Below are 21,710 nucleotides of genomic sequence, written 5' to 3'. Positions count from 1 at the left end.
TCGCCGCCATTGTAGCGCCTAGTCGTATGCTCAGTCATATGGCTCACTCTTATCTAAGAGCGAGACCCTGTCAGGTCATTTCGGGGGCCAACTCAAAGGCTCGATCAGCGGTTTAACGAATCGCATTTGCGAGAAGCTTGCTTGCCGAGTGCTTCTGCCTGTCATGGGCCAGAATGCGCCAATGTACTTCTGCGAAAAGCTCGAAAAGGCGAACCCGCTCCATCGGAAGTCTCATCTGCGCTGTCGTGCGACGCGATTGAGCACACTGCGCAACGACTTATGAAGGCGTGCAGGTAGAACTGGGTGCCAATGATAGTCGGCGAGGCGATGCCGGCCACTACTTCTTAGAGCCGCCACCTCCACCATTCCCGCCGCCGCCACTGCCGCCGCTTCCGGTGGGCGGAGTTCCAAGATTGCCGCGTGGCCCCTGATAACCTCCCTGAACCTTACCCAATCCCGGGGTAATGACACCCTTGAACGTTACGCTCGGGCCCTTTGGTTTGCTCATTTGTCTGCTCCAAATGAAGGACTAGTTCTTTTTGCCTTCGACAGGCTTCGATACGACACTCCCGGTCGTCGGCGGCGAACCAAGCTGCCCAGCCGACGGCTTGTATCCATCCTGAGCATAAATGGGAGACTTGGGCGCAGGCGTATAGCCCTTCTGCAAATGCACAGGCGCGCTTTTATTGCTTTTATTGTCGCTCAAGATTGGCCTCCATCGATGAATTCAACCATACGGATACTCCCTCCGCATATAAGCATTGCTCGAGCCGGCTCCACTACAGTCCATGATCCATTCTTTTCGACCTTCCACAGTCTCGAAACTAGAAGGTCACGGTCGCCCGCTGTCGAGGACGCAAACGCGCCATCGTCCCAAGTTCCTGCAACGCTCGTACCATCGGTCAAGTGCACGAGGACGTATGAAGGTTGGCGATTGCGGTAAGCATAGTCCCAAGCTGTGGGCTCATGGTGAGCAGGACGTAGTCCAAACTTCTGAGTTAACTTGTAGAACTGCTCTGACCTATCAAAAAATATTACTAAAATGGCAATGATCAACGGAACCAGAAAGCTAATTAGAAAACGCCACAGCCACTCCGGCAAATGCAATCCGCTTTCAGCATGGAATAACGGATAAACTGCAGCGCTATATGCAACAGAAATCAACGCAAAGCTTATGAGCTGATCGCCAATCTTTGGCGGTATCGTATCCTTAAACCTACCCCTAACCCAAAGGATAATAACACCGGGAGAGAGCAAACTCGCCAGCGATGTCAGTTCCGCTGCACTTGGAATATCCAACCAAACCTCCGAATTACCGGTCGAATCGATTTCCGTGAGCATTGATACACGCGACAGGAACGAAATCTTGTTCACGCATGAATCCGATTTCCCAATTAGCAAACGCGGGAATCTCACGATGTCGGTAAAATGACTTTCTTACCCCGGTGAGCAGCGTCAAATTTCCACCTCTGGCACGAAAATGATGGGCGTTTTCGAACACACCCGGTCCATCGGTCGTGATCATCAGGGTGCCATCATCTGGCGCTTTGTCATCCGCGATCGCACTTCCAACATCGAACCTTACAACCGGATTCCCCAGATCCAAAAGTTGCGTTCGTCCATCATCCTGGATGGTGAAGAACTCTCCCCTTAGCCGAAGCAGGCACTTCTCTTGCTCTTCGGAGCTAATCAGAAATGGCACCCCTTGGTGGCCGTAGCCAAAACCAAGAGCCAACCTGCCGATATCAATATCGTTAAGGGTTACGAGCTTCGCATCAGTGGTGAATATCATTGCCTGCCTGCCAGTGTCCGGATGATTACAAGCACTCGGGAAGGGCGAGTAGATTATCGGTCCAGACCTTATCCCGATAGGTGCGTACGTATTTCGTGCCCCGCGCGGACACCGCCGTGCCTACGCGTACCGTGTTGCCCGCTCCGTCACGAACATACGCATAGCCGTCCTTGTCCTTGATCCAATTGTACATCTCGAGCCGCGTCGATCTGCCAGAGTTGCTCGTTTCTTCGTTGGTCCATCCGAGATGGCTGATCGCCTCGTGCGGGTTGTCGTGGTCACCGCCGGCCTTCGAAATGCATGTGATGCGCACGGACATGATGTCTCTCTCCTTACTTCTTGGTGCGGTTAGGGCGCTGGGTGAGGGCCGACGCCGCCGCGGTCTTGGCGGCTGCGCTCGACTTGGGATCACGCAGAACTTTCGAGGCTGCGGTTGCTGCCTTCGCGCTCGTGACTTCGGGCTTGCGAGCCATATTCAGATCCTTTCGTATCCTTGACGACCCTTCCGAGTCGTCGTACAAAAACCTACGAAATCGTAGGTAGTTGGGGCAAAAAATAAGCCCCTAGGGGGTCAAGCCTTTCTACCTACGATTTCGTATATATAACATGATGGATAACGTAGGGTCAATGACAGCGAACGAAGCTGACGTTTTTGGAACGAGGCTGGCGGATGCGCGAGAGGCGCGAGGGCTCAGTCAAGCAGAGCTTGCTAAGCTGGCCGGTCTCCAGCCCGCCGCGATCGGGCATTTCGAGCGCGATCGGCGCAAGCCGTCTTTCGCGAATGTGAGAGCATTGGCGAAAGCACTCAACATATCGTCGGACTATTTGCTCGGCCGTTCCTCCTCGATGGAGGGGGCGACCACGGCGTTTCGAGGCGAGGAAAATCTGACTCACAACGATCGCGAGCATATCCAGATGATGATCAACCTCATGAACGAGAGGCGGGAGCAGAGCGAGGAATGACCGGATTCCGCCTTTCCTGGGCGCGCGATCGCGGCGAACGAAAGGCGCGGGAGCATGGATTCGATACGTTCCCGATCGACCCCTTCGCAATCGCGGAGAGCGAGGAAATCATGATCTGCCCGAAGGCATCCGACCAGGTGGGCGTCAGCGGCGGCATCATCTTCGATCCTGCGGGAACGGCGATCTTCTACGCGACCAACATCGACAGCCGGGGCTTCCAGAGATTCACTGTCGCCCACGAGCTCGGGCATTATTTCCTCGAGGGGCACCCCGAGGAGATCACCAAGCTATCGCCGATGCACGTCTCGCGCGCCGGTTTCACGCAGGGTGACATCTCGATCGAAGTCGAGGCCGACCACTTCGCGTCCGGGTTGCTTCTTCCTACAACCTTGGTGCGACGCTTGCTCGATCGGGAGCGCATTGGCCTTGAGGGCATCGACGCATTGGCAGAACAAGCCCAATGCTCGCTGACGGCCTGCGCAATCCGCGCGGCCGAATGCGGCACATATCCGATGGCCATTGTAGTCAGCAAAGGCCAGGAGGTGCGCTATTCCTTCATGTCCGATAGCTTCAAGAAGCTTGGCCGATTGGCCTTCCTGCGCAAGGGAAGCTCCTTACCATCCACCTTGACTTCACGCTTCAATTCCGACGCCAGCAATGTCGCGGCCGGCAAGCGCGCCGCGGACACCACCACACTGAGCCACTGGTTCGATGGCCCGCGAAGTGTCGAACTGGACGAGCAGGTCGTCGGCCTGGGATCTTATGGGTACACGTTGACCGTGCTCTCTGGCGAAGCGCTTGCCGACGATCCGGACGAAGAAGAGGATGAAGAGGCCCGCTTAATCGAAAGCTATACGCCAAGGTTCGCTTACGGGCGATAAATTATACCGTGCTTAGCTGACAGCCTAGAAGCGCTCAGCGCCACCGCACTCGTCCCACCGGTCGGAAGCCCCACCCACGTGGTACCCAAACCACGACCCAGCCGAACGCCCGTCCGCAAGGGAACGCCCGCAGGTCCTTGTTTCAACGCTATAAATTGGATGGTGCCGCCTACAGGACTCGAACCTGTGACCCCCGCATTACGAATGCGATGCTCTACCAGCTGAGCTAAGGCGGCCAACCAAGGGGCGCGAAGCCCCGAAGGAGCGGCGCGCTTACCAGCATGTTTCCTAGCTGACAAGCGTTGCGAAAGCCTTGCCGCCGACAAGCCCCGAAAAGCGCCGCCTTTACGCGTCGTTTACCACACAGCGTGCACAAGCGGTTCCACGAATATGGGGGCGACCGCCCCGAGTGGAGCATTTGGCATGGACATGGCGCGCGGCATCAACCACCCGCTCGACTCGAACCCCCAGGGCGAGGCGGCGGACGAGGCCGTAAACGATCGCGAGCTGGCGATCGGCACCGACGAGCGCCGCATGCACGTGCGCGCCTATAATCACTGGGTCTCGCTGCTCCACGGCCGCGCCTATCCGTCGATCGAGGATCTCGATCCGGACAACATCATGGACTTCGGCGCGCACAGCGTGCTGCTCGATTTCTCCAAGGGCGTCGACGATCCCGCGATTCGCTTCCTCGGCCGCGCGCTGCGCGAGGAGACCGGGCTCGACACCTCGATCACCCATGTCGCCCAGGTGCCCAGCCGCTCGCTGCTGTCCCGCCTGACCGATCACTATCTCCAGATCATCGCCAATCGCGCCCCGATCGGTTTCGAGGCCGAGTTCGTCGGCACGCGCGGGCACAACACGCTCTATCGCGGCATCCTGATGCCCTTCTCGTCCGGCGCGGACGCGGAAGAGGACAGGATCGACTTCATCTATGGCGTGATCAACTGGAAGGAACTGGTCGACGCCGAGACCCAGGCGAAGCTCGAGGCCGAGGTGGAGGAATCCCGCCGCACCGCGCCGCGCAGCCTGGTCGCCGCGCCGGTCTGGGCCGACGGGCCGAGCGCCGGCTTCGACACGCCGGCCGCGCCCGCCGGGGAAGCCGCAGCCGCAGCCGCAGCCGCAGCCGCCGATTCGCCCGCGACCGCCGCCGTCGCCTCGAGCCTGGCCGACAAGCTGCTGCTCGCCCGCGAATCGGCCGCCGCCGCCCGCGCTTCGGACACGCGCAGCCGCTCGGCGCTCTATCGCGCGCTCGCCCGCGCCTATGATTTCGCGCTCGCCGCCGATGACGATGCGGAGAGCTATGCCGCCCTGCTCGCCGATGCCGGGCTCACCACCCAGGCGCGCGCGCCGATGACGCCCGCCGTCAAGCTCGTCTTCGGCGCCGACTATGACAAGACCCGCATCACGGAATTCGCCGCCGTGCTCGCCCATGCCCGGCGCGTCGCGGTGCCGCAGGGTGGGCTCGACGCCTTTCTCGACGCGGCCGAAGGCGGCATCAAGGGCGTGGTGAAGGCCGAGCGCGCCCATCGCCGCCCGGCGCCCCGGCCCGATCGCTTCGCCCAGATCGCCGCCGAGCTGCGCAGCCGCCCGCCGCTCGCCCATGTCGACATCGCGCTCGACCTGCCCGCGGACAGCGAGTTCGTGGTGCTGCTCGCCCGCGCCGGCAAGCAGGGCCTGGATATCGTGGCGAGAGTCGAGGACAGTCCGCTCACCGAGCGCGCCGTCCGCAAGGCCGCGGCCTAAATACCTGGCCGAGGCCTTGTTCCCGCATTTCTGCACGGCGCGCCGGCCGGCTCGCGGAAGGTCACGAAGGCCATGCCGGCGGCGCGTTCCTCGAGCGGCCTATTTTCCCTAACTTCCCGGGAATGCCGCGCATCTCGCAACTTCCTTGCGCGAGCATGATCCTATCTTGCCAACGGGTCAAAGAGCGGCCGAGCCCCAGACCCGGCCGCGTCAGGCAAGCAGGCGAAATCCTACTTTGCAAGCGGCACCGCGTTGTCCGCCGCCAGGCCGGCATCGAATACGGACCCTGGGTTGAAAACCTGAACAAGCGTTTGAGATTACTTCCGTCATCCCCGCGCCCGCCGCCGCCGCGAAGGCGGGCGCCGCCATGTGTCCCGCCGACACTTTCGTTCGCCTCCGCAACAATGTCGGCAAATTTGTAATTTTCTTACGGAACGAGTCTTGAGCCGGTCACCGCGGAAGCGTAGGCGGTACTGCCATGAAAAGCATGATGACGTCGCTGACGCAGGCGTTCGAGGCGCGGTTGCTCGAAGGGGCGCTGCCGGGAGAGTTGGAAGATTTCGGAGAGGCCGAGCGGGCCGAGGCGGCGAATTTCGTCGCGGAAGCCGCCGCAGTCCGCCTCCCCGATACCGCGAAGGTCGCGCTGGAGACCTTCCAGGGCGAGGAGAGCCGCCGGATGCGGCTGGCGGTCGTCAATGACGACATGCCTTTCCTCGTCGATTCGATCTCGGGCGCGATCGCGACCTACGACATTGCCGTTTTCCGCATCATCCATCCCGTCATCGCCGTGAAGCGCGACAAGGCGGGCAAGCTCGAATCGATCGGCGCGGGCAAGCGCGAATCGATGATCTACATCGAAATGGAGCGCGCCGACGCGCGCACCCGGCGCAGCCTGGTGGCCGAGCTCGAACGCACGCTCGCCCAGGTCCGCGACGCCGTGAACGACTGGCGCGCGCTGCAGAGCGCGATCGGCTCCGACGCCGCCACCGTGGGCTCGCGCGAGGGTGCCAAGCTGCTCCGCTGGTTCCAGGAAGGCGCGATGACGCTGCTCGGCCACGAGACCTGGCGCACCGACGGCAGCGTCTCCGACAAGCTCGGCCTCGCCCGCTACGAGCTTGACACGCCGATCCTCGCCGAAGCCTCGCGCAAGGCGGCGGTCGACTATTTCAACAAGGGCGGCGAAGCGCCGCTGCTGCTCAAGTCCAACTCGATCTCGCCGGTCCATCGCCGCGTGCCGCTCGACATCGTGGCGGTGCCGATCCTCACCGGCAGCGAAGTGACCGGCCTGTCGATCCATGCCGGCCTGTGGACCAGCGCCGCGCTGTTCGCCAATCCGGACGAGGTGCCGGTGCTCCGGGCCCGGCTGGAAGGGCTGGAGCGCAAGTTCGGCTTCGATCCGAAGGGCCATACCGGCAAGGCGATGCAACATGCGCTCACTGCGCTGCCGCACGACCTGACCACGGCGTTCGACGCCGATTCGCTCGAGCACCTCGTACTCACCACCATGTCGGTCGCCGATCGCCCGCGCTCCAAGCTGGTGCTGGTGAAGAGCCTGCTCGGCCGGCACCTGTTCGCCTTTGTCTGGCTGCCGCGCGACGAAGTCACCACCACGCGCCGCGAGGCGGTGGGCGAGCTGCTCGCCGAAGCCGCCAACGCCAAGATCATCAACTGGTCGATCGCGCTCGAGGACGGTGAGGTCGCGCTGCTGCGCTACACGCTCGACCTGCGCGCGGGCGGCACGATGCCGGACGCCGAGGCGCTCGACAATCAGCTCGAGCGGATGATGCGCGGCTGGGTGCCCGCGGTGGAAGCCGCGCTGATGGAGGATACCGGGCCGACCGGCGCCACCCGCCTCGCGCTGCGCTATGCCCAGGCCTTTCCGCCGGCCTATCGCACCACCTCGACGCCCGAGGAAGCGGCCCGCGACATCCTGCACCTGGCCCGGCTCGACAATCCGGGCGATCGCTCGGTGCGGATCACGCCCGTCGACGGCAAGGCCGGCGAGTATCGCGTGAAGCTCTATGCCCAGGGCGGCGCGCTGGCGCTGTCCGACGCCGTGCCCGCCTTCGAGAATTTCGGCTTCCGCGTGATCGAGGAAGTGCCGACCGCGCTCACCGGCGGCGCCTTCGTCCATGATTTCGCCGTCTCGGCCACCGGGCTGAAGGGCGATGCCGCGGTGATCGAGGAAGCGCTCGCCGCCGTGCTCGAGGGCAATGCCGAGAATGACAGCTTCAACCGGCTGATCGTCGAGAGCGGCATGAAGCCGGCATCGGTGGTGCTGTTCCGCGCCTGGTTCCGCTATCTGCGCCAGACCGGCATGAACTATGGCATGGCCACGGTGGTCGACGCGCTGCGCCGGGCCCCCAATGTCGCCAATGCGCTGATCGAGCGCTTCGATGCCGCGCACAACCCGGCCCGCGCCGGCGACGATGCGGCGATCGAGGCGGCCGCCGCCGCAATCGAGGCCGGGCTGGCCCAGGTCCAGGCGATCGACGACGACCGCATCCTGCGCACCATCCGCGGCGTCGTGCTCGCGACGCTGCGCACCAACGCCTATGCTCCCGCCGCCCGGGAGGCGCTGGCGTTCAAGCTCGATTCGGCCAAGGTGCCGGGCCTGCCCCAGCCGCTCCCCTGGCGCGAGATCTGGGTCTACAGCCCGCGGGTCGAGGGCATCCATCTGCGCGCCGGCCCGGTCGCGCGCGGCGGCCTGCGCTGGTCGGACCGGCGCGACGATTTCCGCACCGAGATCCTGGGCCTGATGAAGGCGCAGCGCGTGAAGAACGCAGTGATCGTGCCGACGGGCGCCAAGGGCGGCTTCTATCCCAAGCAGCTCCCCTCCCCCGCCACGGACCGCGACGCCTGGTTCGCCGAAGGGACCGAAAGCTACCGGATCTTCATCCGCACGCTGCTGTCGATCACCGACAACATCGTGTCGGGCGCGGTCGTCCACCCCGAGGGCGTGCGCATCCTCGACGGCGAGGATCCCTATTTCGTCGTCGCGGCCGACAAGGGCACCGCGACCTTCTCAGACGTCGCCAATGCGATCGCGACCGAGCGCAACTTCTGGCTGGGCGACGCCTTCGCCTCCGGCGGCTCGCACGGCTATGACCACAAGGCGATGGGCATCACCGCCAAGGGCGCCTGGGTCTCGGTCCGCCGCCACTTCCTGGAGATGGGCACCGACATCCAGTCCGAGCCGGTCACCGTGGCGGGCTGCGGCGACATGTCGGGCGACGTGTTCGGCAACGGCATGCTGCTGTCGAAGGCGATCAAGCTGGTCGCCGCCTTCGACCATCGCCACATCTTCCTCGATCCCGATCCCGATCCGGCGAAGAGTTGGGACGAGCGCGCCCGCATGTTCGCGCTGCCGCGCTCCAGCTGGGCGGACTATAATCCCGCGCTGATCTCCAAGGGCGGCGGCGTGTTCCCGCGCACCGAGAAATCGATCCCGCTCAGCCCTGAGATCCAGGCCCTGCTCGGCCTCGACGTGAAGGAGATCGACCCGACCTCGCTGATCTCGGCGATCCTCAGGGCCCGGGTCGGGCTGCTCTGGTTCGGCGGCATCGGCACCTATATCAAGGCCGCGTCCGAAAGTAACGGCGAGGTCGGCGATCCCGCCAACGATCGCCTGCGCGTCAATGCCGAGCAGCTGCGCTGCAAGGCAGTCGGCGAGGGCGCGAACCTGGGCGTCACCCAGGCGGCGCGCATCGCCTTCGCCGCGCAGGGCGGCCGCATCAACACCGACTTCATCGACAATTCGGCCGGCGTCGATTGCTCGGACAATGAGGTCAACATCAAGATCGCGCTCAACCGCGAGATGATCGAGGGCCGCCTGGCGTTCGAGGACCGCAACACGCTCCTCGCCGCGATGACCGACGACGTGTCGCACCTGGTGCTCGAGGACAACCGCCTGCAGACGCTCGCGCTCTCCTTCATGGAGAATGACGGCTATGTCGCGCTGCCCTCCTATGTCCGGGTGATCGAGATCCTCGAAGGCTCGGGCCGGCTCGACCGCGCGGTCGAGGGGCTCGGCAGCAACGAGGAACTGCTCCGCCGCGCGCAGGACAAGAACGGCCTCACCCGGCCGGAGCTGGCGGTGCTGCTCGCCTCGACCAAGCTCGCCCTGCAGGACGCGATCGAGCATACCGCGCTCGGCCAGGATCCGGCGCTGGAGAGCGATCTGCGCAACGCCTTCCCCAAGGCGATGCAGGCGAAATTCGGCAAGGCGATCGACGAGCATCGCCTGCGCGGCGAGATCGTTGCCACCAAGCTCGCCAACCGCGTGATCAACCGGCTGGGCGTGCTCCACCCCTTCGAGCTCGCCGAGGAGGAGGGCGCGGCCATGGCGGACATCGCCGCGATGTTCGTCGTCGCCGAGCGGCTCTTCTGCCTGCCCGCGCTATGGGAAGCGGTGGAGACCGCCGCGATCTCGGAAGGCGCGCGCATCGCGCTGCTCGACGAGATGGCGGTGGCGGTGCGCGGCCAGGTCGCGGATCTGCTCCGCGTCTCCCCGCCGGGCGCCAGCCCCGCCGAAGTGATCGACCGCCTGAAGCCCGGCATCGACGCGCTCGACAAGGCCGCCAAGGGCCTGCTGCTCGACGAGGTCAAGGCACAGTCGAGCCGCATCTCCACGCGCCTCGAGGCCGCCGGCGCGCCGAGCGAGCTGGTCGCCAGGGTGGTCAAGCTGTTCGAGCTGGACGGCGCGGTCGGCCTGGCCGATCTCGGCGTGCGCATGGGGCTGGAAGTGACGCCGCTCACCCGCGCCTTCACGTCGCTCGGCCAGGCGCTCGGGCTCGACTGGGCCCAGTCGACCGCCGCGCGCATCACCACCGGCGATGTGTGGGAACGGCTGCTGATCGCCGGCCTCGCCCGCGACTTCCAGCAGATCCGCCTCGACTTCCTGAGCCGTGGCCACGCCGCGGAACCCCAGGCCGCGGTGGACGCCTGGCTCGCCGCCAATGCCCCCCGGGTCGAGCAGTTCACGGCCCTGGTCCGCCGCGCCCGCCAGGCCGCGGTGCCCAATGCCGCGATGCTCGCGCAGATCGCCGGCCAGGCGCGCGTTCTCCTCGCCCGCTAGAGAAAAGCCCGGCCGGTCCGCCTTGGACCGGCCGGGCTCTCCTGCCCCGAGGATGTGGTCGCCTTCAGGCTTCGGAGTCGGCCCGCGCCGTCGATGGCGTGCTCCGCAGAATGAGGTACATGCCGCCAAGGCAGGCCGAAACCCCGACTACGCACACCACCGCCAGACCGATATAAAGTGCCGACATCCAGTCCTCCCAAGTCTTATCTGGCGGGAAGCTGCGTAATTTCTTGGAAGTCGGCAAGAAACATTCGTCGCTGCGTTGCGGCGTATCTTTGCTGCATTTGCGAGAATCACGCGCGCCCCCGCTCTCCCCGCCATCCCCGCGAAGCGGGGCCCCATCTCGGGAAGATGCCACACGCATCGCAGCGGTTGTCCGCGCGGCATGTGCAGGAGATGGGCCCAGCTTCGCGGGGGTGACGCGGGACTAGAGGCGTTTCCGAACCAGAATTGATCCGATCGACACCCGCATCAGGTTTGCAATTGCGAATCGTTCGCGTTACGGACCGGCATCGAATCGACCCGGAATCACGCACCCGAAATGCACGCCCCCACCGCCCAGGCAGAACAGGCCAAAGCGAAGCGCAGCCGCAAGAGCTTCTGGCTGAAGCAGCTTCATACCTGGCACTGGATGAGTTCGGCGATCAGCCTGATCGGGCTGCTGCTCTTCGCGATCACCGGTTTCACGCTCAACCATGCCGCGGATATCGAGGCAGCGCCGAGATCGGTCGAGCGCGCGGCGCAACTGCCCCCAACCCTGCTCGCCCGGGTCAAGGCCGACGACCAGCCCGACAGCAAGAAGCCGATCCCCGCCGACGTTGCCCAATGGGTGCAGCGCCAGGTGAAGATCGACGCGAGCGGAACGGCCGAATGGTCCGCCGGCGAGATCTATCTCGCCAGGCCGCGGCCCGGCGGCGACGCCTGGATCTCGATCGACCGCGACACCGGCGCGGTGACCAGCGAGGTCAGCTCGCGCGGCTGGATCGCCTATCTCAACGATCTCCACAAGGGCCGCAACGCCGGCACTGCGTGGAAATGGTTCATCGACATCTTCGTGCTGGCCTGCATCGTCTTCACGCTCACCGGCCTGGTCCTGCTCTGGATGCACTCCAGGCATCGCCGGAGCACCTGGCCGCTCGTCGCCGCAGGCCTCGTCATTCCCGCGCTCGTCGCGATTTTCCTGATCCATTAGGGAGCCATGTCCATGCAGTATCGCATCACCGGCCTCACGCTCGCCGCGATCGGCGGGGCGGGCCTTCCCGCCGCCGCCGGCGCGCAGACGCTCGATCTGTCGATCGCCATTCCGCAGCTGAAGGTCGCCGAATATCACCGCCCCTATGTGGCGATCTGGCTGGAGAAGGAGGGCGCCGCGCCGCGCACCCTCCAGGTCTGGTATGATTTCGACGGGAACAGCAAGGAAGGCGCCGGCACCAAATGGCTGCGCGACATGCGCCAATGGTGGCGCGTGGTCGGGCGCGGCATGACCTTCCCGGCCGACGGCGTCACCGGCGCCACCCGCCCGGCGGGCAGCCACAAGGTCACGCTGGTGGCCGGGCGCGGCGGCATGCCCGCGCTCACGCCGGGCAATTACAAGCTGATGGTCGAGGCGGCCCGCGAAGTCGGCGGCCGCGAAGTCGTCACGGTGCCCTTCGCCTGGAACGGCACCGCCGCGCGCGGCACCGCCAAGGGCACGAGCGAGCTCGGCGCCGTCACCGTTTCGATCAAGCGCTGATTTCAGGGGAAATAGAGCCATGGACTTCCGCAAGCCGCTTCTCGCTGCCGCCGCGATTGCCGCGATCGCCGCTCCGGCCGCCATCGCCCACCGCATGTGGATGCTGCCGTCGTCGACCACCGTCTCGGGCACCGACAATTGGGTGACCGTCGACGCCGCCGTGTCGAACGACCTGTTCTTCTTCGATCACCAGCCGCTGCGCGCCGTGCCCCTGGTCACCCAGCCCGACGGCAGCGAAGGCAAGATCGAGAATCACAATGTCGGCAAGTTCCGCGCGACCTTCGACCTGCACCTGACGCAGCAGGGCACCTACAAGGTCGCGGTGGTCAACGAGGGCGTGTTCGGCAGCTACATGCTGAACGGCGAGCGCAAGATGCTCCCGCGCGGCACCACCACCGCGACGCTCGCCGCCGCGATCCCGGCCGGCGCGACCGATGTGCAGACCGCGGAGAATCTCAGCCGCAACGAGATCTTCATCACCCAGGGCGCGCCGACCAGCACGGTGTTCAAGACCAGCGGCCGGGGCATCGAGCTGGTGCCGATCACCCATCCGAACGATCTCGTCACCAATGAGCCGGCGAACTTCCAGTTCCTGAAGAACGGCAAGCCCGGCGCCGGCCTCACCGTCACCGTGATCCCGGGGGGCATCCGCTATCGCGACAATCTGAAGGAGCAGGTCCTCAAGACCGATGCCGAGGGCAAGGTCTCGATCAAATGGGGCGCTCCAGGCATGTATTGGGTGATGGCCAATGAAGGCGGCGAGCGCCCCGAAGGTCCGGGGGCCGGTGCGCCCCGCCCCGCCGGCGCGGCACCGGCCGGTGCCGGCGGCGAGCGCCCCGCCGGCCCGCCCCGCGCCCGGGTGAGCTACGTCACCACGCTCGAAGTGCTGGCGCCATAGGGTAACGACCCCATCACCAGACCCGTCATCCCTGCGCAGGCGGGGATCCAGGGCCAAGGGCGGGTTGCGCTCAGTCGAGTCCTGCGCGCTCCGGGGAGCGCTCGCCTGATGGCATCACTGCCCCGCGCTACCCTGGATCCCCGCCTGCGCGGGGATGACGGTCAAAGGAATATGAGGCCTTTACCGGGATGACGATCCGCGCATGACCGTCAGAATAGCCATTCCCCCCACACTCTCGCCCGCGGCGTTCCATCGCCGCCGGACGGGAGCCCCGGTCGTCACCTGCGCCGGCGAGACGATGGGCACGAGCTGGTCGGCCCGGCTGGTCGCCCCGCCCGAGGGGATCGCCCACGGGATCCAGGCCGAACTCGACCGCGTCGTCGCCGAGATGAGCCACTGGGTGCCGGACTCCGCCCTTTCCCGCTTCAACCGCAGCGAGCCCGGCCGCTGGCAGCCGCTTCCTTCCGGCTTCGCCCGCGTCCTCGCCACCGCGCTCGAAGTGGCGGAGAAAAGCGATGGCGCCTTCGATCCCGCGATGGGAGCGCTGGTCGACCTGTGGGGCTTCGGTCCGCCCGGCCCGCGCACCGGCATTCCGAGCGAAGCCGAGATCGCGGCTGCCCGCGCCGCTTCCGGCCGCGCGCATATCGAGCAGGCCGGTCGCCGCGCCCGCCGCACCGCCCCCGCCGCGCTCGACCTTTCCGGCATCGCCAAGGGGCATGGCGTCGACCGCGTCGCCGAAATGCTGCGCGGCATGGAATTGCGCGACTTCCTGGTCGAGATAGGCGGCGAGCTGCGCGGCGAAGGCATCAGGCCCGATGGCCAGCCCTGGTGGGTCGATCTGGAGCCCGTGCCCGGCAGCCGCCTGGCGCCGCTGCGTGCCGCGCTGCACGGCCTGTCGATCGCCACCTCGGGCGATTATCGCCGCAGCTTCGCGCATGGCGGCCGCAACTATGCCCATAGCCTCGATCCGCGCACCGGCCGGCCGCTGGTCAATGGCGTCGCCTCGGTCACGGTGCTGCACCCCAGCTGCATGCTGGCCGATGCCTGGGCGACGGCGCTCACGGTGCTGGGGCCGGCGGGAATGGCGCTGGCCGCGCATGAAGGACTGGCGGCACACATGGTGGTGCGGGAAGACATGGGGTTCGTGGAGCATCTCTCCCCCGCGTTGCAGGCGATGCTTTAGCCTCCCCTCCTTGAAAGAGAGGGGTCAGGTTGGGGGGCTCATCATCTTCTTTCGTCGCCCCGGCCCTGAGCCGGGGCCCGCTGCCCTACGGACGGAAGAAGAAGCGGGATCCCGGCGCAAGGCTGGGATGACGGCAGAAAATCAGATGCTTATTTGGATTCTCAACCCAGGGGTGGGTCGATGCACGCGATACGTGCAGGCCTGGGCATTTCGCGCACCCGTATCACCCGGACGCCCCCAACCGGCATCCGCCTATGCCGCCGGCCCGTCCCCGGCCCGATTGCGCTGTTGGTCATCACGGGCATCCCCGGTCGCCGTCCGGAGCAGGATGGGAGCGGAGAACCGGCCCTCCCATGATGTAAACTTCCGCAACTTCCGGCTCAGGCATCGGCCCAGCGGCGCAGGAGATTGTGATAGACGCCGGTCAGCTCGATCACCGAGCGATCGTCGTTGCCGAGCGTCGCCACCAGCCGCTGCACGGCCTGGTCCATCTCGAACAGGATGCGCCGCGCGCCGTCGTCGCGCACCATCGACTGGAGCCAGAAGAAACTCGCCACCCGCGTGCCGCGCGTCACCGGCTCCACTCGGTGCAGGCTCGACGAAGGATAGAGGATCGCATGCCCCGCCGGCAGCTTGGCCGCCTGCTCGCTGAACTGCCCCTCGATCAGCAGCTCGCCGCCGTCATAGCTGCCTGGATCCTCGAGGAAGACGGTCATCGACAGATCGGAGCGGATGCGGAAATCGGTGCCGCGCTGGATGCGCACCGCATTGTCGACATGGGTGCCGAATCGCTGCCCGCCGCCATAGCGGTTGAACAGCGGGGGAAAGACCTTGAGCGGCAGCGCCGCCGCCACGAACAGCGGCGAGCGGCCCAGCGCATCGAGGAGGATCGCGCCGGCGCGGCGATGCGCCTCGCCGCCTTCGGGCAGCTGCTCGTTCTGCTTGGCGAGCGCCGATTGCGCGCCCGAAGTCACATTGCCGTCCACCCATTCGGCCGGGTCGATCACGCGGCGGATCTCGGCCACCTCTTCCGGCGAAAGCAGTTCGGGGATGGCGATCAGCACAGCAATTCCTCCAGTTCGGGCCAGCGCGAGGCCTGCAGCCAGTCCCGCGCCTTTTGCGCGAAGGCCGGCGTGGCGGCCTCGCGGGTCCGCGCGAGCCAGGTCCGCGCCTCGGCCATCCGGCCCGCGTCCAGCAGCATCCGGGCATGATTGAACGCGCCGCGGAAATCGCCGCCCTCGGCCGCCTGCCGATAGAGATCCGCCGCCCTGGCCATGTCGCGCGCCACTACCCAGCCATCCTCATGGAAGCTGCCGACATAGTTGATCGCCTTGGCATTGCCCATCGCCGCGGCCTTTTCGAACCAGGCAAGCGCCGCGGCCTTGTCCTCGGCCACGCCGGCGCCGAGCGCCAGCGCGGTCGCGTAATTATACATGCCCCAGTCGAGCCCGTGCGCGGCGGCGACGCGGAAGCATTCCGCGGCGCGCGCCTTGTCGACCGGCGTGCCCCAGCCGAGATCATAGCAGCGCCCGACCATGTTGAGCGCCATCAGATGGCCCTGTGCCGCCGCCTTGTTGAACCAGGCGAAGCCCGCGGGCGGATCGCCGGCGTCGAGCAGCATCTGGCCGAGCACGGCCTGCGCCTCGGCCACGCCCTGCTCGGCGCCCGCCCGAACGAGCGCCGCCCGCACCTCCGGCGAACCGGAGAGGCGGGCGGCGATTTCGTCCGCGGAGAGGCTGTCCAGGTCTTCGCTCAGAACTTCACCCCCAGCGTGGCGAAGGCCGAGCGGCCCGGCGCGATCGACGCATAATGCGCCGTGTAAGCCTGGGGGAAATAGACCTTGTCGGTCAGGTTCTGCACGTTGACGCTCACGTCGAAATGCTCGTTGATCGTGTAACCGATGCGCGCGTCGAAACGCCAATATTCGGGCACGGTCACGATGCGGACCTTGGTGGCCGGCGTATAGGTGGTGACGCCCGCGGCATTCTGGGTGAAGCTGCGATTGTCGGAATAGCCGCCGAACACCCGGCTCATATAATAGGCGCCGCCGCCGATGCTGAGGCCCTTGATCGGCGTGGCATTGGCCCACAGCGTGAAGCTGTCCCGCGCGGTCTGGGTCGCCTGGCGACCGGTGTTGACCGAGGGCACGAGCAGGGTCTTGGCCTGCTGGACGACGACGCCGCCCACCGTGACCGCCGCCGCGGTCAGCACGGTATAGCCGCCGCCGACGATCTTCGGATCGAGATGGGTATAGCCGCCGAACACGTTCAGCCACTTGGTCAGGTTGCCGTTGAAGCTGAACTCGATGCCGCGGATGCGCCGCTTGCCGATGAACTGCACCGTATTGTCCGGGCCGGTGGCACGGGCATTGTCGGTGTCGGTCTGGAAGGCGGCCAGGGTCAGCGAGAGCTGGTTGTCGAACAGCCCGGCCTTGGCGCCGACTTCGTAGCTCCTGGTCTTCTCGACCTTCAGGCTGTCGAGCAGCGCCAGATTGGCGGCGGTGTTGGTGGTCGGCAGCGCGTTCGGCTCCTGCCCTTCGCCGAGCAGGCTGTTCGGCGGCGTCGCCGCGGTTGCGTAGCTCGCATAGAGGCTGGTGTTCGCCGTCGGCTTGAAGACCAGGCCCGCCTGCCAGTTGAACAGCGTGTCGGTGCGCTCGAGCGGAGTCGTCTGGGTGGCGCCCGCGGCGAGCGCCGGCGTGATCTTCGACGTGAAGCGGTCGACGCGGGCGCCCAGGTTGAGGATCAGCGACGGGAGCAGCGTGATCGAATCAAAGGCATAGGCCGAGAGGGTATGCGCGTCGTTCTGGGTCTCCGCGGTGGGCGCGCCCTTCACGATCGGCGTCGTCACATTGGTGGCGTCGCCGGTATAGTTCACCCAGGGATCGCTCGGGTTCGGGCTGAACAGGCTGGTGCAGTAGAAGCGGCTGATCGCGGCCGGCGTGCAGCGCGGGCTGATGCCCGAGCCGGTGGCGAGGACATAGGCGCCGCGGCGCGCCTTCTCCCAGCTGATCTCGAAGCCGGTCGCGACGCTGTGCTTGATTCCCCCGGTCTCGAAGGTGCCGAACAGGTCGGTCTGGTTGGTGAGCGATTCGGCATAGCCATAGCGCGTGTTGGCGCGCCGCCAGACCAGGCCGCCCGCCGTCGCCGGGGCCGCCGCGTTGGTGCCATAGACATTGCCCTGCTGATCGTCGGGCTGGGTGTAGATGTAGTTCTGCTCGTTGTAATTGTAGCGCGAGGTGTTGCGCAGCGTCACCGTGCCGAAGTCATGCTCGACCCGCACCGTGGCCTGGTGGGTGAAGGTGTCGCGGAAGTCGCGGCTCTTCAGGCCGTAAAAGGTGTCGCGGTCGACACGGCCGGTCACGCCGGCGATCGTCCGCACATTGCCGATGGCCGGCTCCGAATAGATCTCGCCGGTGCCCGGCGCATTGGCCAGCGTGTAGAGATAGGGGATGCCGCTGTCGGGCAGCTCATGGCTCTCGAGATAATAATAGGAGGCGGTCAGGCGCGTCGGCGTGCCGAGGCCGATGGTGACCGAAGGCGCCACGCCCCAGCGGCGCTGCCAGATCGCGTCGCGGCCGGCGACGTCCTGATCGTGCCACATCGCCGCGACGCGCACGCCGACGCTGCCGCCCAGATACTGGTTCACGTCGAGCGTGGCATGCTTGTAGTCCGCGGTGCCGACGCTGCCGGTCGCGCGGATGAAGCTGGTCTGCTGCGGCACCTTGGTGATGATGTTGATCGAGCCGCCGGCGCTGCCGCGGCCGCCCAGCGTCGAATCCGAACCGCGGATCACCTGGACCTGCTCGATCGCGAAGGTGTCGCGTGTCTGCGCCGCAGTGTCGCGCACGCCGTCGACAAAGGTCGAGCCCTGGCTGTCGAAGCCGCGGATGAAGGGGCGGTCGCCGATGGGATTGCCGCCTTCCGCGGCGCCGAAGGTGATGCCCGGCACGGTGCGCAGCGCATCGGCCAGCGTCGTCGAGCCGGTCTGGTCGATCACGTCCTTCGGCAGGATCACCACCGAACGCGGGGTGTTCTGGACGGAGGCGGTGGCCTTCGGCCCCTGCAGCTCGGCGCGGCCGCCGGTGACGACGATCTGCTCGCGATCCTCGGCGCTGCGGTCCTGGCCGTCCTTGTCCGCGTCGGCGGGCACCGGCCCATTGCCGTCGGCGGCGCGCGCGGCCGGAGCGGTGGCAATGAAGCCGACACAGGCAAGCGCAAGGAACGAAGCGCCCGAACGCGCGGTGGAAACACGACTCACAATTGGTCCCCCTGAACAGGTTATTTCGAGGCGAGCTATTGCGAGGCGTTCTCAGAGTCAATGCTAATGCGAGCGGTTCGCATCTTTGTCGCAAATTTGTTGCGAAATAGCGTCATGCCGGGGGTGGAAGCCATCCGTCGCGCCGCTGCCCCAGCAGCCAGGTGCGGATCGCGCTGGCGAGGTTCGGCGGATCCTCGCCGCCGATCCGGGCATGGTCGATCGCCGCGACCAGCGCGTTGAGCGGCAGGGCACGCTCGACCGCCGCCTGCTCGAGCGCTTCCCAGAAGAGCGGCTCGAGGCTGATCGAGGTCTGGTGCCCGGCAATGGTGACGGAACGCTTGACCGGCCCGTGAAAGCCGCCCGGGGGCGGATCGACGTTCATTCCGTATCGAAGAGCGCCGCCAGTTGCTCGACCATGGTGCCGGCAAGCTGCTCGGCGTCCATGATCGTCACTGCGCGGCTGTAATAGCGAGTCACGTCATGGCCGATGCCGATCGCGGCCAGCTCGACCGGCGAGCGCGCCTCGATCCAGCCGATGACCTGGCGCAGATGGCGCTCCAGATAGGAGCCCGAATTCACCGAGAGCGTCGAATCGTCGACCGGCGCGCCGTCCGAGATCACCATAAGGATCTTGCGATCCTCGGGCCGGCCGATCAGCCGCTGGTGCGCCCAGAGCAGCGCCTCGCCGTCGATATTCTCCTTGAGCAGCCCCTCGCGCATCATCAGCCCGAGCGACTTCTTCGCGCGGCGCCAGGGCTCGTCCGCCTGCTTGTAGATAATGTGGCGCACATCGTTGAGGCGGCCGGGCTGGGCCGGGCGGCCATCGGCCAGCCACTTCTCGCGGCTCTGCCCGCCCTTCCAGGCGCGGGTGGTGAAGCCGAGGATCTCGGTCTTCACGCCGACCCGCTCCAGCGTGCGCGCCAGGATGTCGGCGCTGATCGCCGCGATCGAGATCGGCCGCCCGCGCATCGAGCCCGAATTGTCGATCAGCAGCGTCACCACCGTGTCCTTGAACTCGGTGTCCTTCTCCGCCTTGTAGGAGAGCGACTGCATGGGATTGATCACCACACGCGCCAGCCGCGCCGCGTCGAGCAGCCCTTCTTCCTGGTCGAAGTCCCAGCTGCGGTTCTGCTGCGCCATCAGCCGGCGCTGGAGCCGGTTGGCGAGCTTGGTCACCGCCCCCTGGAGATGGACCAGCTGCTGATCGAGATAGGAGCGGAGGCGATCCAGCTCCTCGGTGTCGCACAGCTCGGTAGCGGCGATCACCTCGTCGAACTGCGTGGCGTAGGCGCGATATTCGAACTGGGGAGGCAAGTCGCTCCACGGGCGGTTGGGCCGCACGGGCAGCATGCCCTCGTCCCCTTCGTCGCCCGGCTCGCCATCGCCATCCTCCATCGCGTCGGACCGCTGCTGCTCGCCTTCCTCGCCCGTATCGGACTCGCGCTGCTCGCCGCGCGCCTCGGCCTGGCCCTCGCCCTGGCTCGCCTCGCTCTCGCCTTCCTCCTCGCCGGGTTGCTCCTCTTCCTCGGTGCCCTCGTCCTCGCCGCCGCCCTCGTCCGCCTCGTCGGGCAACAGGTCGCCTTCGGTGAGTTCCAGGTCGTGGAGCAGCTTCGACGTGAGCGAGGCGAAGGCGCGCTGGTCGTCGATCGCCAGCGCCAGCGCATCGAGATCGGCCCCGGCGCGCGCCTCGATCCAGTCGCGGATCAGCGCCATGCCGAGCGCCGCCGCGCCAGGCGATTCGCGCCCGGTCAGCCGCTCGCGCACCATCAGCCCCAGCGCGGTGGAGAGCGGCACTTCCTCGCGGTTGCGCGCCCGGGTGATCGGATCGGCCCGCAATTTCAGCTCGAGCGCATGTTCGAGATTGGCGGCGATGCCGGCATAGCCGCGCGAGCCCAGCGCCTCGACCCGCGCCGTCTCGACCGCGTCGAACACCGCGCGGGCAACCGGCTCGCGCGGCGCACTCTTCAGGTGCAGCGCATTGTCATGGTGGCGCATGCGCAGCGCGAAGCTGTCGGCAAAGCCGCGCGCCTCGGCCACTTCCGCGACCGGCAGCGTGCGCGACGGCGTCGGCACCTTGAGCTGGCGTCCATCCTGGCGCGGCGCCTCGCCGGTGAAGCTCAGCTCCACCTCGCGCTCGCCCGACAGCGCGCGCGCGGCGCCGCCCAGCACATTGCGGAACCTGTCGAGCGGAGAGTCGGCGGCCATGCTCCCGCTTTGGGAAGCTTGGCCGCGCGATGCAAGCCTCGGCTAGATATAGATGTAGATGTAGCGCACCTGGATCGAGATCGGGCGGAACAGAGTCGGGCGGAAGTTGCGCTCGATCGTGAAGCGCGCATTCCCCTCGGCGTCGACGCCGTCGACCCGCACGATCGCGCCCATCACATTGTAGAAGGACGCCGGATAGGGGACCCTTTTGGGGTTGGTCTGCAGATACGGCATCTGGCGCTGCAATGGCCCGCCGGGGCCGCTGTACAGCACATAGTCGAAGCTCCGTTTCTTGCCGTCGTCATAGACTTCGAGCTCAAGCTGCACCTTGCTGCTCTCGGGCGTATATTTCCGATAGCGCAGCCGCAGATACTGGCCGGCGTCGCGCGGCACCAGATATTCGGTCTTGTACGCCACCGCATCGATCGGGATCGCCTTTTGCAGCGTCTGGTCCTTGGCGCCGGCGAGGAAGACCTGGTCCAGCTTGCCGTCCTGGTCGCCATCGATGAAGCAGAAGCGGACGATCGGCATGAACTTGGAGCCCAGCCCCCCGAGCAGCGCCGCGCCCAGCCCCGAACGGCCGCGCTGGTCACGCCCGCAGAAATAGAGCCCCTTGCCGCCCACCCTGGCCTGGGTCGCCTCGGGCGCGACCACCGCGGTCAGCTCCTCGCCGGCGGCGATCTCGTCGGTGAACTTGTCGATCGAGACCTTCACCGGCGCGAGCAGCGTGAGCTTCTGCGACTGCTTGACCGTGGCGCGCATCAGCTCCTCGCCCGGCTTCAGCGTCAACGTCTTGCCGATCTGCACCGCCGGATCGGGCCACATCGTGTCCGGCAGCGGAAACACCGCCATGTTGCCCCCATCGGCCGGTGCCGCGGCCACGAGCATCGGCACGCTCGCCAGCATGGCGAGTCCCCGCAATTTCCGGATCATCATTCCCCCATTTCCGCGCGGACCGCCGCGCTTCCCCGGGGCC

The 21,710-nt window shown here is 66.3% G+C and carries 18 protein-coding genes and 1 tRNA gene; 8 read left to right on the top strand and 11 right to left on the bottom strand.

The window, feature by feature from the left end; all coding sequences use genetic code 11:
• Nucleotides 1–702: 702 nt before the first annotated feature.
• Genes ACIQCS_RS11350 through ACIQCS_RS11335 form a run of 4 tightly spaced genes read right to left on the bottom strand, consistent with a single transcriptional unit; the run spans nt 703 to nt 2,265 of the window.
• The gene (locus ACIQCS_RS11350; protein WP_345850255.1) at nt 703–1,374 is read right to left on the bottom strand and encodes a DUF6338 family protein; all 672 of its coding nucleotides are present in this window, start codon (nt 1,372–1,374) and stop codon (nt 703–705) included.
• Nucleotides 1,313–1,792, bottom strand: coding sequence for a hypothetical protein (locus tag ACIQCS_RS11345; protein WP_345850254.1), 480 nt, complete (start codon nt 1,790–1,792; stop codon nt 1,313–1,315). Before ACIQCS_RS11345 ends, ACIQCS_RS11350 begins: the two co-directional genes overlap by 62 nt.
• 25 nt (nt 1,793–1,817) lie before the next feature.
• Nucleotides 1,818–2,111: a DUF3892 domain-containing protein gene (locus tag ACIQCS_RS11340; protein WP_345850253.1), complete on the bottom strand. Its 294-nt coding sequence runs from the start codon at nt 2,109–2,111 to the stop codon at nt 1,818–1,820.
• 13 nt (nt 2,112–2,124) lie between these two features.
• Complete coding sequence (locus ACIQCS_RS11335) at nt 2,125–2,265, bottom strand: hypothetical protein (RefSeq protein ID WP_345850252.1); 141 nt, start codon at nt 2,263–2,265, stop codon at nt 2,125–2,127.
• Nucleotides 2,266–2,419: 154 nt separating this feature from the next.
• Between ACIQCS_RS11335 and ACIQCS_RS11330 the strand changes: the two genes are divergently transcribed.
• Together ACIQCS_RS11330 and ACIQCS_RS11325 are read left to right on the top strand one after the other, a co-directional pair.
• A complete protein-coding gene (locus ACIQCS_RS11330; protein WP_345850250.1) occupies nt 2,420–2,755 on the top strand; it encodes a helix-turn-helix transcriptional regulator in 336 nt (111 codons plus the stop codon).
• Nucleotides 2,752–3,636 carry an ImmA/IrrE family metallo-endopeptidase gene (locus tag ACIQCS_RS11325; RefSeq protein WP_345850248.1) on the top strand — a complete coding sequence of 295 codons (885 nt, stop codon included), beginning with the start codon at nt 2,752–2,754 and terminating at the stop codon, nt 3,634–3,636. The genes ACIQCS_RS11330 and ACIQCS_RS11325 overlap by 4 nt, the downstream gene beginning before the upstream one ends.
• Nucleotides 3,637–3,796: 160 nt before the next feature.
• Here ACIQCS_RS11325 and ACIQCS_RS11320 read toward each other — a convergent pair.
• A tRNA-Thr gene (locus tag ACIQCS_RS11320) sits at nt 3,797–3,872 on the bottom strand.
• Nucleotides 3,873–4,059: 187 nt separating this feature from the next.
• Here ACIQCS_RS11320 and ACIQCS_RS11315 point away from each other — a divergent pair.
• From ACIQCS_RS11315 to ACIQCS_RS11290, 6 genes are all read left to right on the top strand, one after another.
• On the top strand, nt 4,060–5,382 hold the full coding sequence (locus ACIQCS_RS11315; RefSeq protein WP_345850246.1) for a hypothetical protein: 1,323 nt from the start codon (nt 4,060–4,062) through the stop codon (nt 5,380–5,382).
• A 487-nt stretch (nt 5,383–5,869) separates the two neighbouring features.
• Complete coding sequence (locus ACIQCS_RS11310; RefSeq protein WP_401530878.1) at nt 5,870–10,459, top strand: NAD-glutamate dehydrogenase; 4,590 nt, start codon at nt 5,870–5,872, stop codon at nt 10,457–10,459.
• A gap of 541 nt (nt 10,460–11,000) precedes the next feature.
• A complete protein-coding gene (locus tag ACIQCS_RS11305; RefSeq protein ID WP_345850242.1) occupies nt 11,001–11,651 on the top strand; it encodes a PepSY-associated TM helix domain-containing protein in 651 nt (216 codons plus the stop codon).
• 6 nt (nt 11,652–11,657) lie between these two features.
• Nucleotides 11,658–12,191 carry a DUF2271 domain-containing protein gene (locus ACIQCS_RS11300; protein WP_345850240.1) on the top strand — a complete coding sequence of 178 codons (534 nt, stop codon included), beginning with the start codon at nt 11,658–11,660 and terminating at the stop codon, nt 12,189–12,191.
• 19 nt (nt 12,192–12,210) lie between these two features.
• Nucleotides 12,211–13,089, top strand: a complete 879-nt coding sequence (locus ACIQCS_RS11295; RefSeq protein ID WP_345850238.1) for a DUF4198 domain-containing protein — start codon at nt 12,211–12,213, stop codon at nt 13,087–13,089.
• A gap of 202 nt (nt 13,090–13,291) precedes the next feature.
• Nucleotides 13,292–14,272: an FAD:protein FMN transferase gene (locus tag ACIQCS_RS11290; RefSeq protein WP_345850236.1), complete on the top strand. Its 981-nt coding sequence runs from the start codon at nt 13,292–13,294 to the stop codon at nt 14,270–14,272.
• 380 nt (nt 14,273–14,652) lie between these two features.
• Here ACIQCS_RS11290 and ACIQCS_RS11285 read toward each other — a convergent pair whose 3' ends face one another.
• From ACIQCS_RS11285 to ACIQCS_RS11260, 6 genes are all read right to left on the bottom strand, one after another.
• On the bottom strand, nt 14,653–15,336 hold the full coding sequence (locus ACIQCS_RS11285) for a Fe2+-dependent dioxygenase (protein WP_345850235.1): 684 nt from the start codon (nt 15,334–15,336) through the stop codon (nt 14,653–14,655).
• On the bottom strand, nt 15,330–15,962 hold the full coding sequence (locus ACIQCS_RS11280; RefSeq protein ID WP_401530856.1) for a tetratricopeptide repeat protein: 633 nt from the start codon (nt 15,960–15,962) through the stop codon (nt 15,330–15,332). The genes ACIQCS_RS11285 and ACIQCS_RS11280 overlap by 7 nt, the downstream gene beginning before the upstream one ends.
• A 62-nt stretch (nt 15,963–16,024) precedes the next feature.
• On the bottom strand, nt 16,025–18,529 hold the full coding sequence (locus ACIQCS_RS11275) for a TonB-dependent receptor domain-containing protein (RefSeq protein ID WP_345850234.1): 2,505 nt from the start codon (nt 18,527–18,529) through the stop codon (nt 16,025–16,027).
• 112 nt (nt 18,530–18,641) lie between these two features.
• Nucleotides 18,642–18,911 carry a ribbon-helix-helix domain-containing protein gene (locus ACIQCS_RS11270; RefSeq protein WP_345850232.1) on the bottom strand — a complete coding sequence of 90 codons (270 nt, stop codon included), beginning with the start codon at nt 18,909–18,911 and terminating at the stop codon, nt 18,642–18,644.
• Nucleotides 18,908–20,734, bottom strand: a complete 1,827-nt coding sequence (gene cobT / locus ACIQCS_RS11265; RefSeq protein WP_345850231.1) for a cobaltochelatase subunit CobT — start codon at nt 20,732–20,734, stop codon at nt 18,908–18,910. Before cobT ends, ACIQCS_RS11270 begins: the two co-directional genes overlap by 4 nt.
• A 42-nt stretch (nt 20,735–20,776) precedes the next feature.
• A complete protein-coding gene (locus ACIQCS_RS11260) occupies nt 20,777–21,667 on the bottom strand; it encodes a hypothetical protein (protein WP_345850230.1) in 891 nt (296 codons plus the stop codon).
• Nucleotides 21,668–21,710 lie beyond the last annotated feature (43 nt).

It is taken from the genome of Sphingomonas sp. NPDC092440, assembly GCF_044754985.1.
Taxonomy (GTDB): Bacteria; Pseudomonadota; Alphaproteobacteria; order Sphingomonadales; family Sphingomonadaceae; genus Sphingomonas.
This window is presented reverse-complemented; position numbering and strand designations above follow the sequence as displayed.

Coding starts and splice junctions, on each gene's coding strand:
- ACIQCS_RS11340 (WP_345850253.1), bottom strand. CDS start 2,111: ATGTCCGTGCGCATCACATGCATTTCGAAGGCCGGCGGTGACCACGAC.
- ACIQCS_RS11270 (WP_345850232.1), bottom strand. CDS start 18,911: ATGAACGTCGATCCGCCCCCGGGCGGCTTTCACGGGCCGGTCAAGCGT.
- ACIQCS_RS11300 (WP_345850240.1), top strand. CDS start 11,658: ATGTCCATGCAGTATCGCATCACCGGCCTCACGCTCGCCGCGATCGGC.
- ACIQCS_RS11345 (WP_345850254.1), bottom strand. CDS start 1,792: ATGATATTCACCACTGATGCGAAGCTCGTAACCCTTAACGATATTGAT.
- ACIQCS_RS11295 (WP_345850238.1), top strand. CDS start 12,211: ATGGACTTCCGCAAGCCGCTTCTCGCTGCCGCCGCGATTGCCGCGATC.
- ACIQCS_RS11310 (WP_401530878.1), top strand. CDS start 5,870: ATGATGACGTCGCTGACGCAGGCGTTCGAGGCGCGGTTGCTCGAAGGG.
- ACIQCS_RS11315 (WP_345850246.1), top strand. CDS start 4,060: ATGGACATGGCGCGCGGCATCAACCACCCGCTCGACTCGAACCCCCAG.
- ACIQCS_RS11305 (WP_345850242.1), top strand. CDS start 11,001: ATGCACGCCCCCACCGCCCAGGCAGAACAGGCCAAAGCGAAGCGCAGC.
- ACIQCS_RS11325 (WP_345850248.1), top strand. CDS start 2,752: ATGACCGGATTCCGCCTTTCCTGGGCGCGCGATCGCGGCGAACGAAAG.
- ACIQCS_RS11260 (WP_345850230.1), bottom strand. CDS start 21,667: ATGATCCGGAAATTGCGGGGACTCGCCATGCTGGCGAGCGTGCCGATG.
- ACIQCS_RS11290 (WP_345850236.1), top strand. CDS start 13,292: ATGACCGTCAGAATAGCCATTCCCCCCACACTCTCGCCCGCGGCGTTC.
- ACIQCS_RS11335 (WP_345850252.1), bottom strand. CDS start 2,265: ATGGCTCGCAAGCCCGAAGTCACGAGCGCGAAGGCAGCAACCGCAGCC.
- ACIQCS_RS11330 (WP_345850250.1), top strand. CDS start 2,420: ATGACAGCGAACGAAGCTGACGTTTTTGGAACGAGGCTGGCGGATGCG.
- cobT (WP_345850231.1), bottom strand. CDS start 20,734: ATGGCCGCCGACTCTCCGCTCGACAGGTTCCGCAATGTGCTGGGCGGC.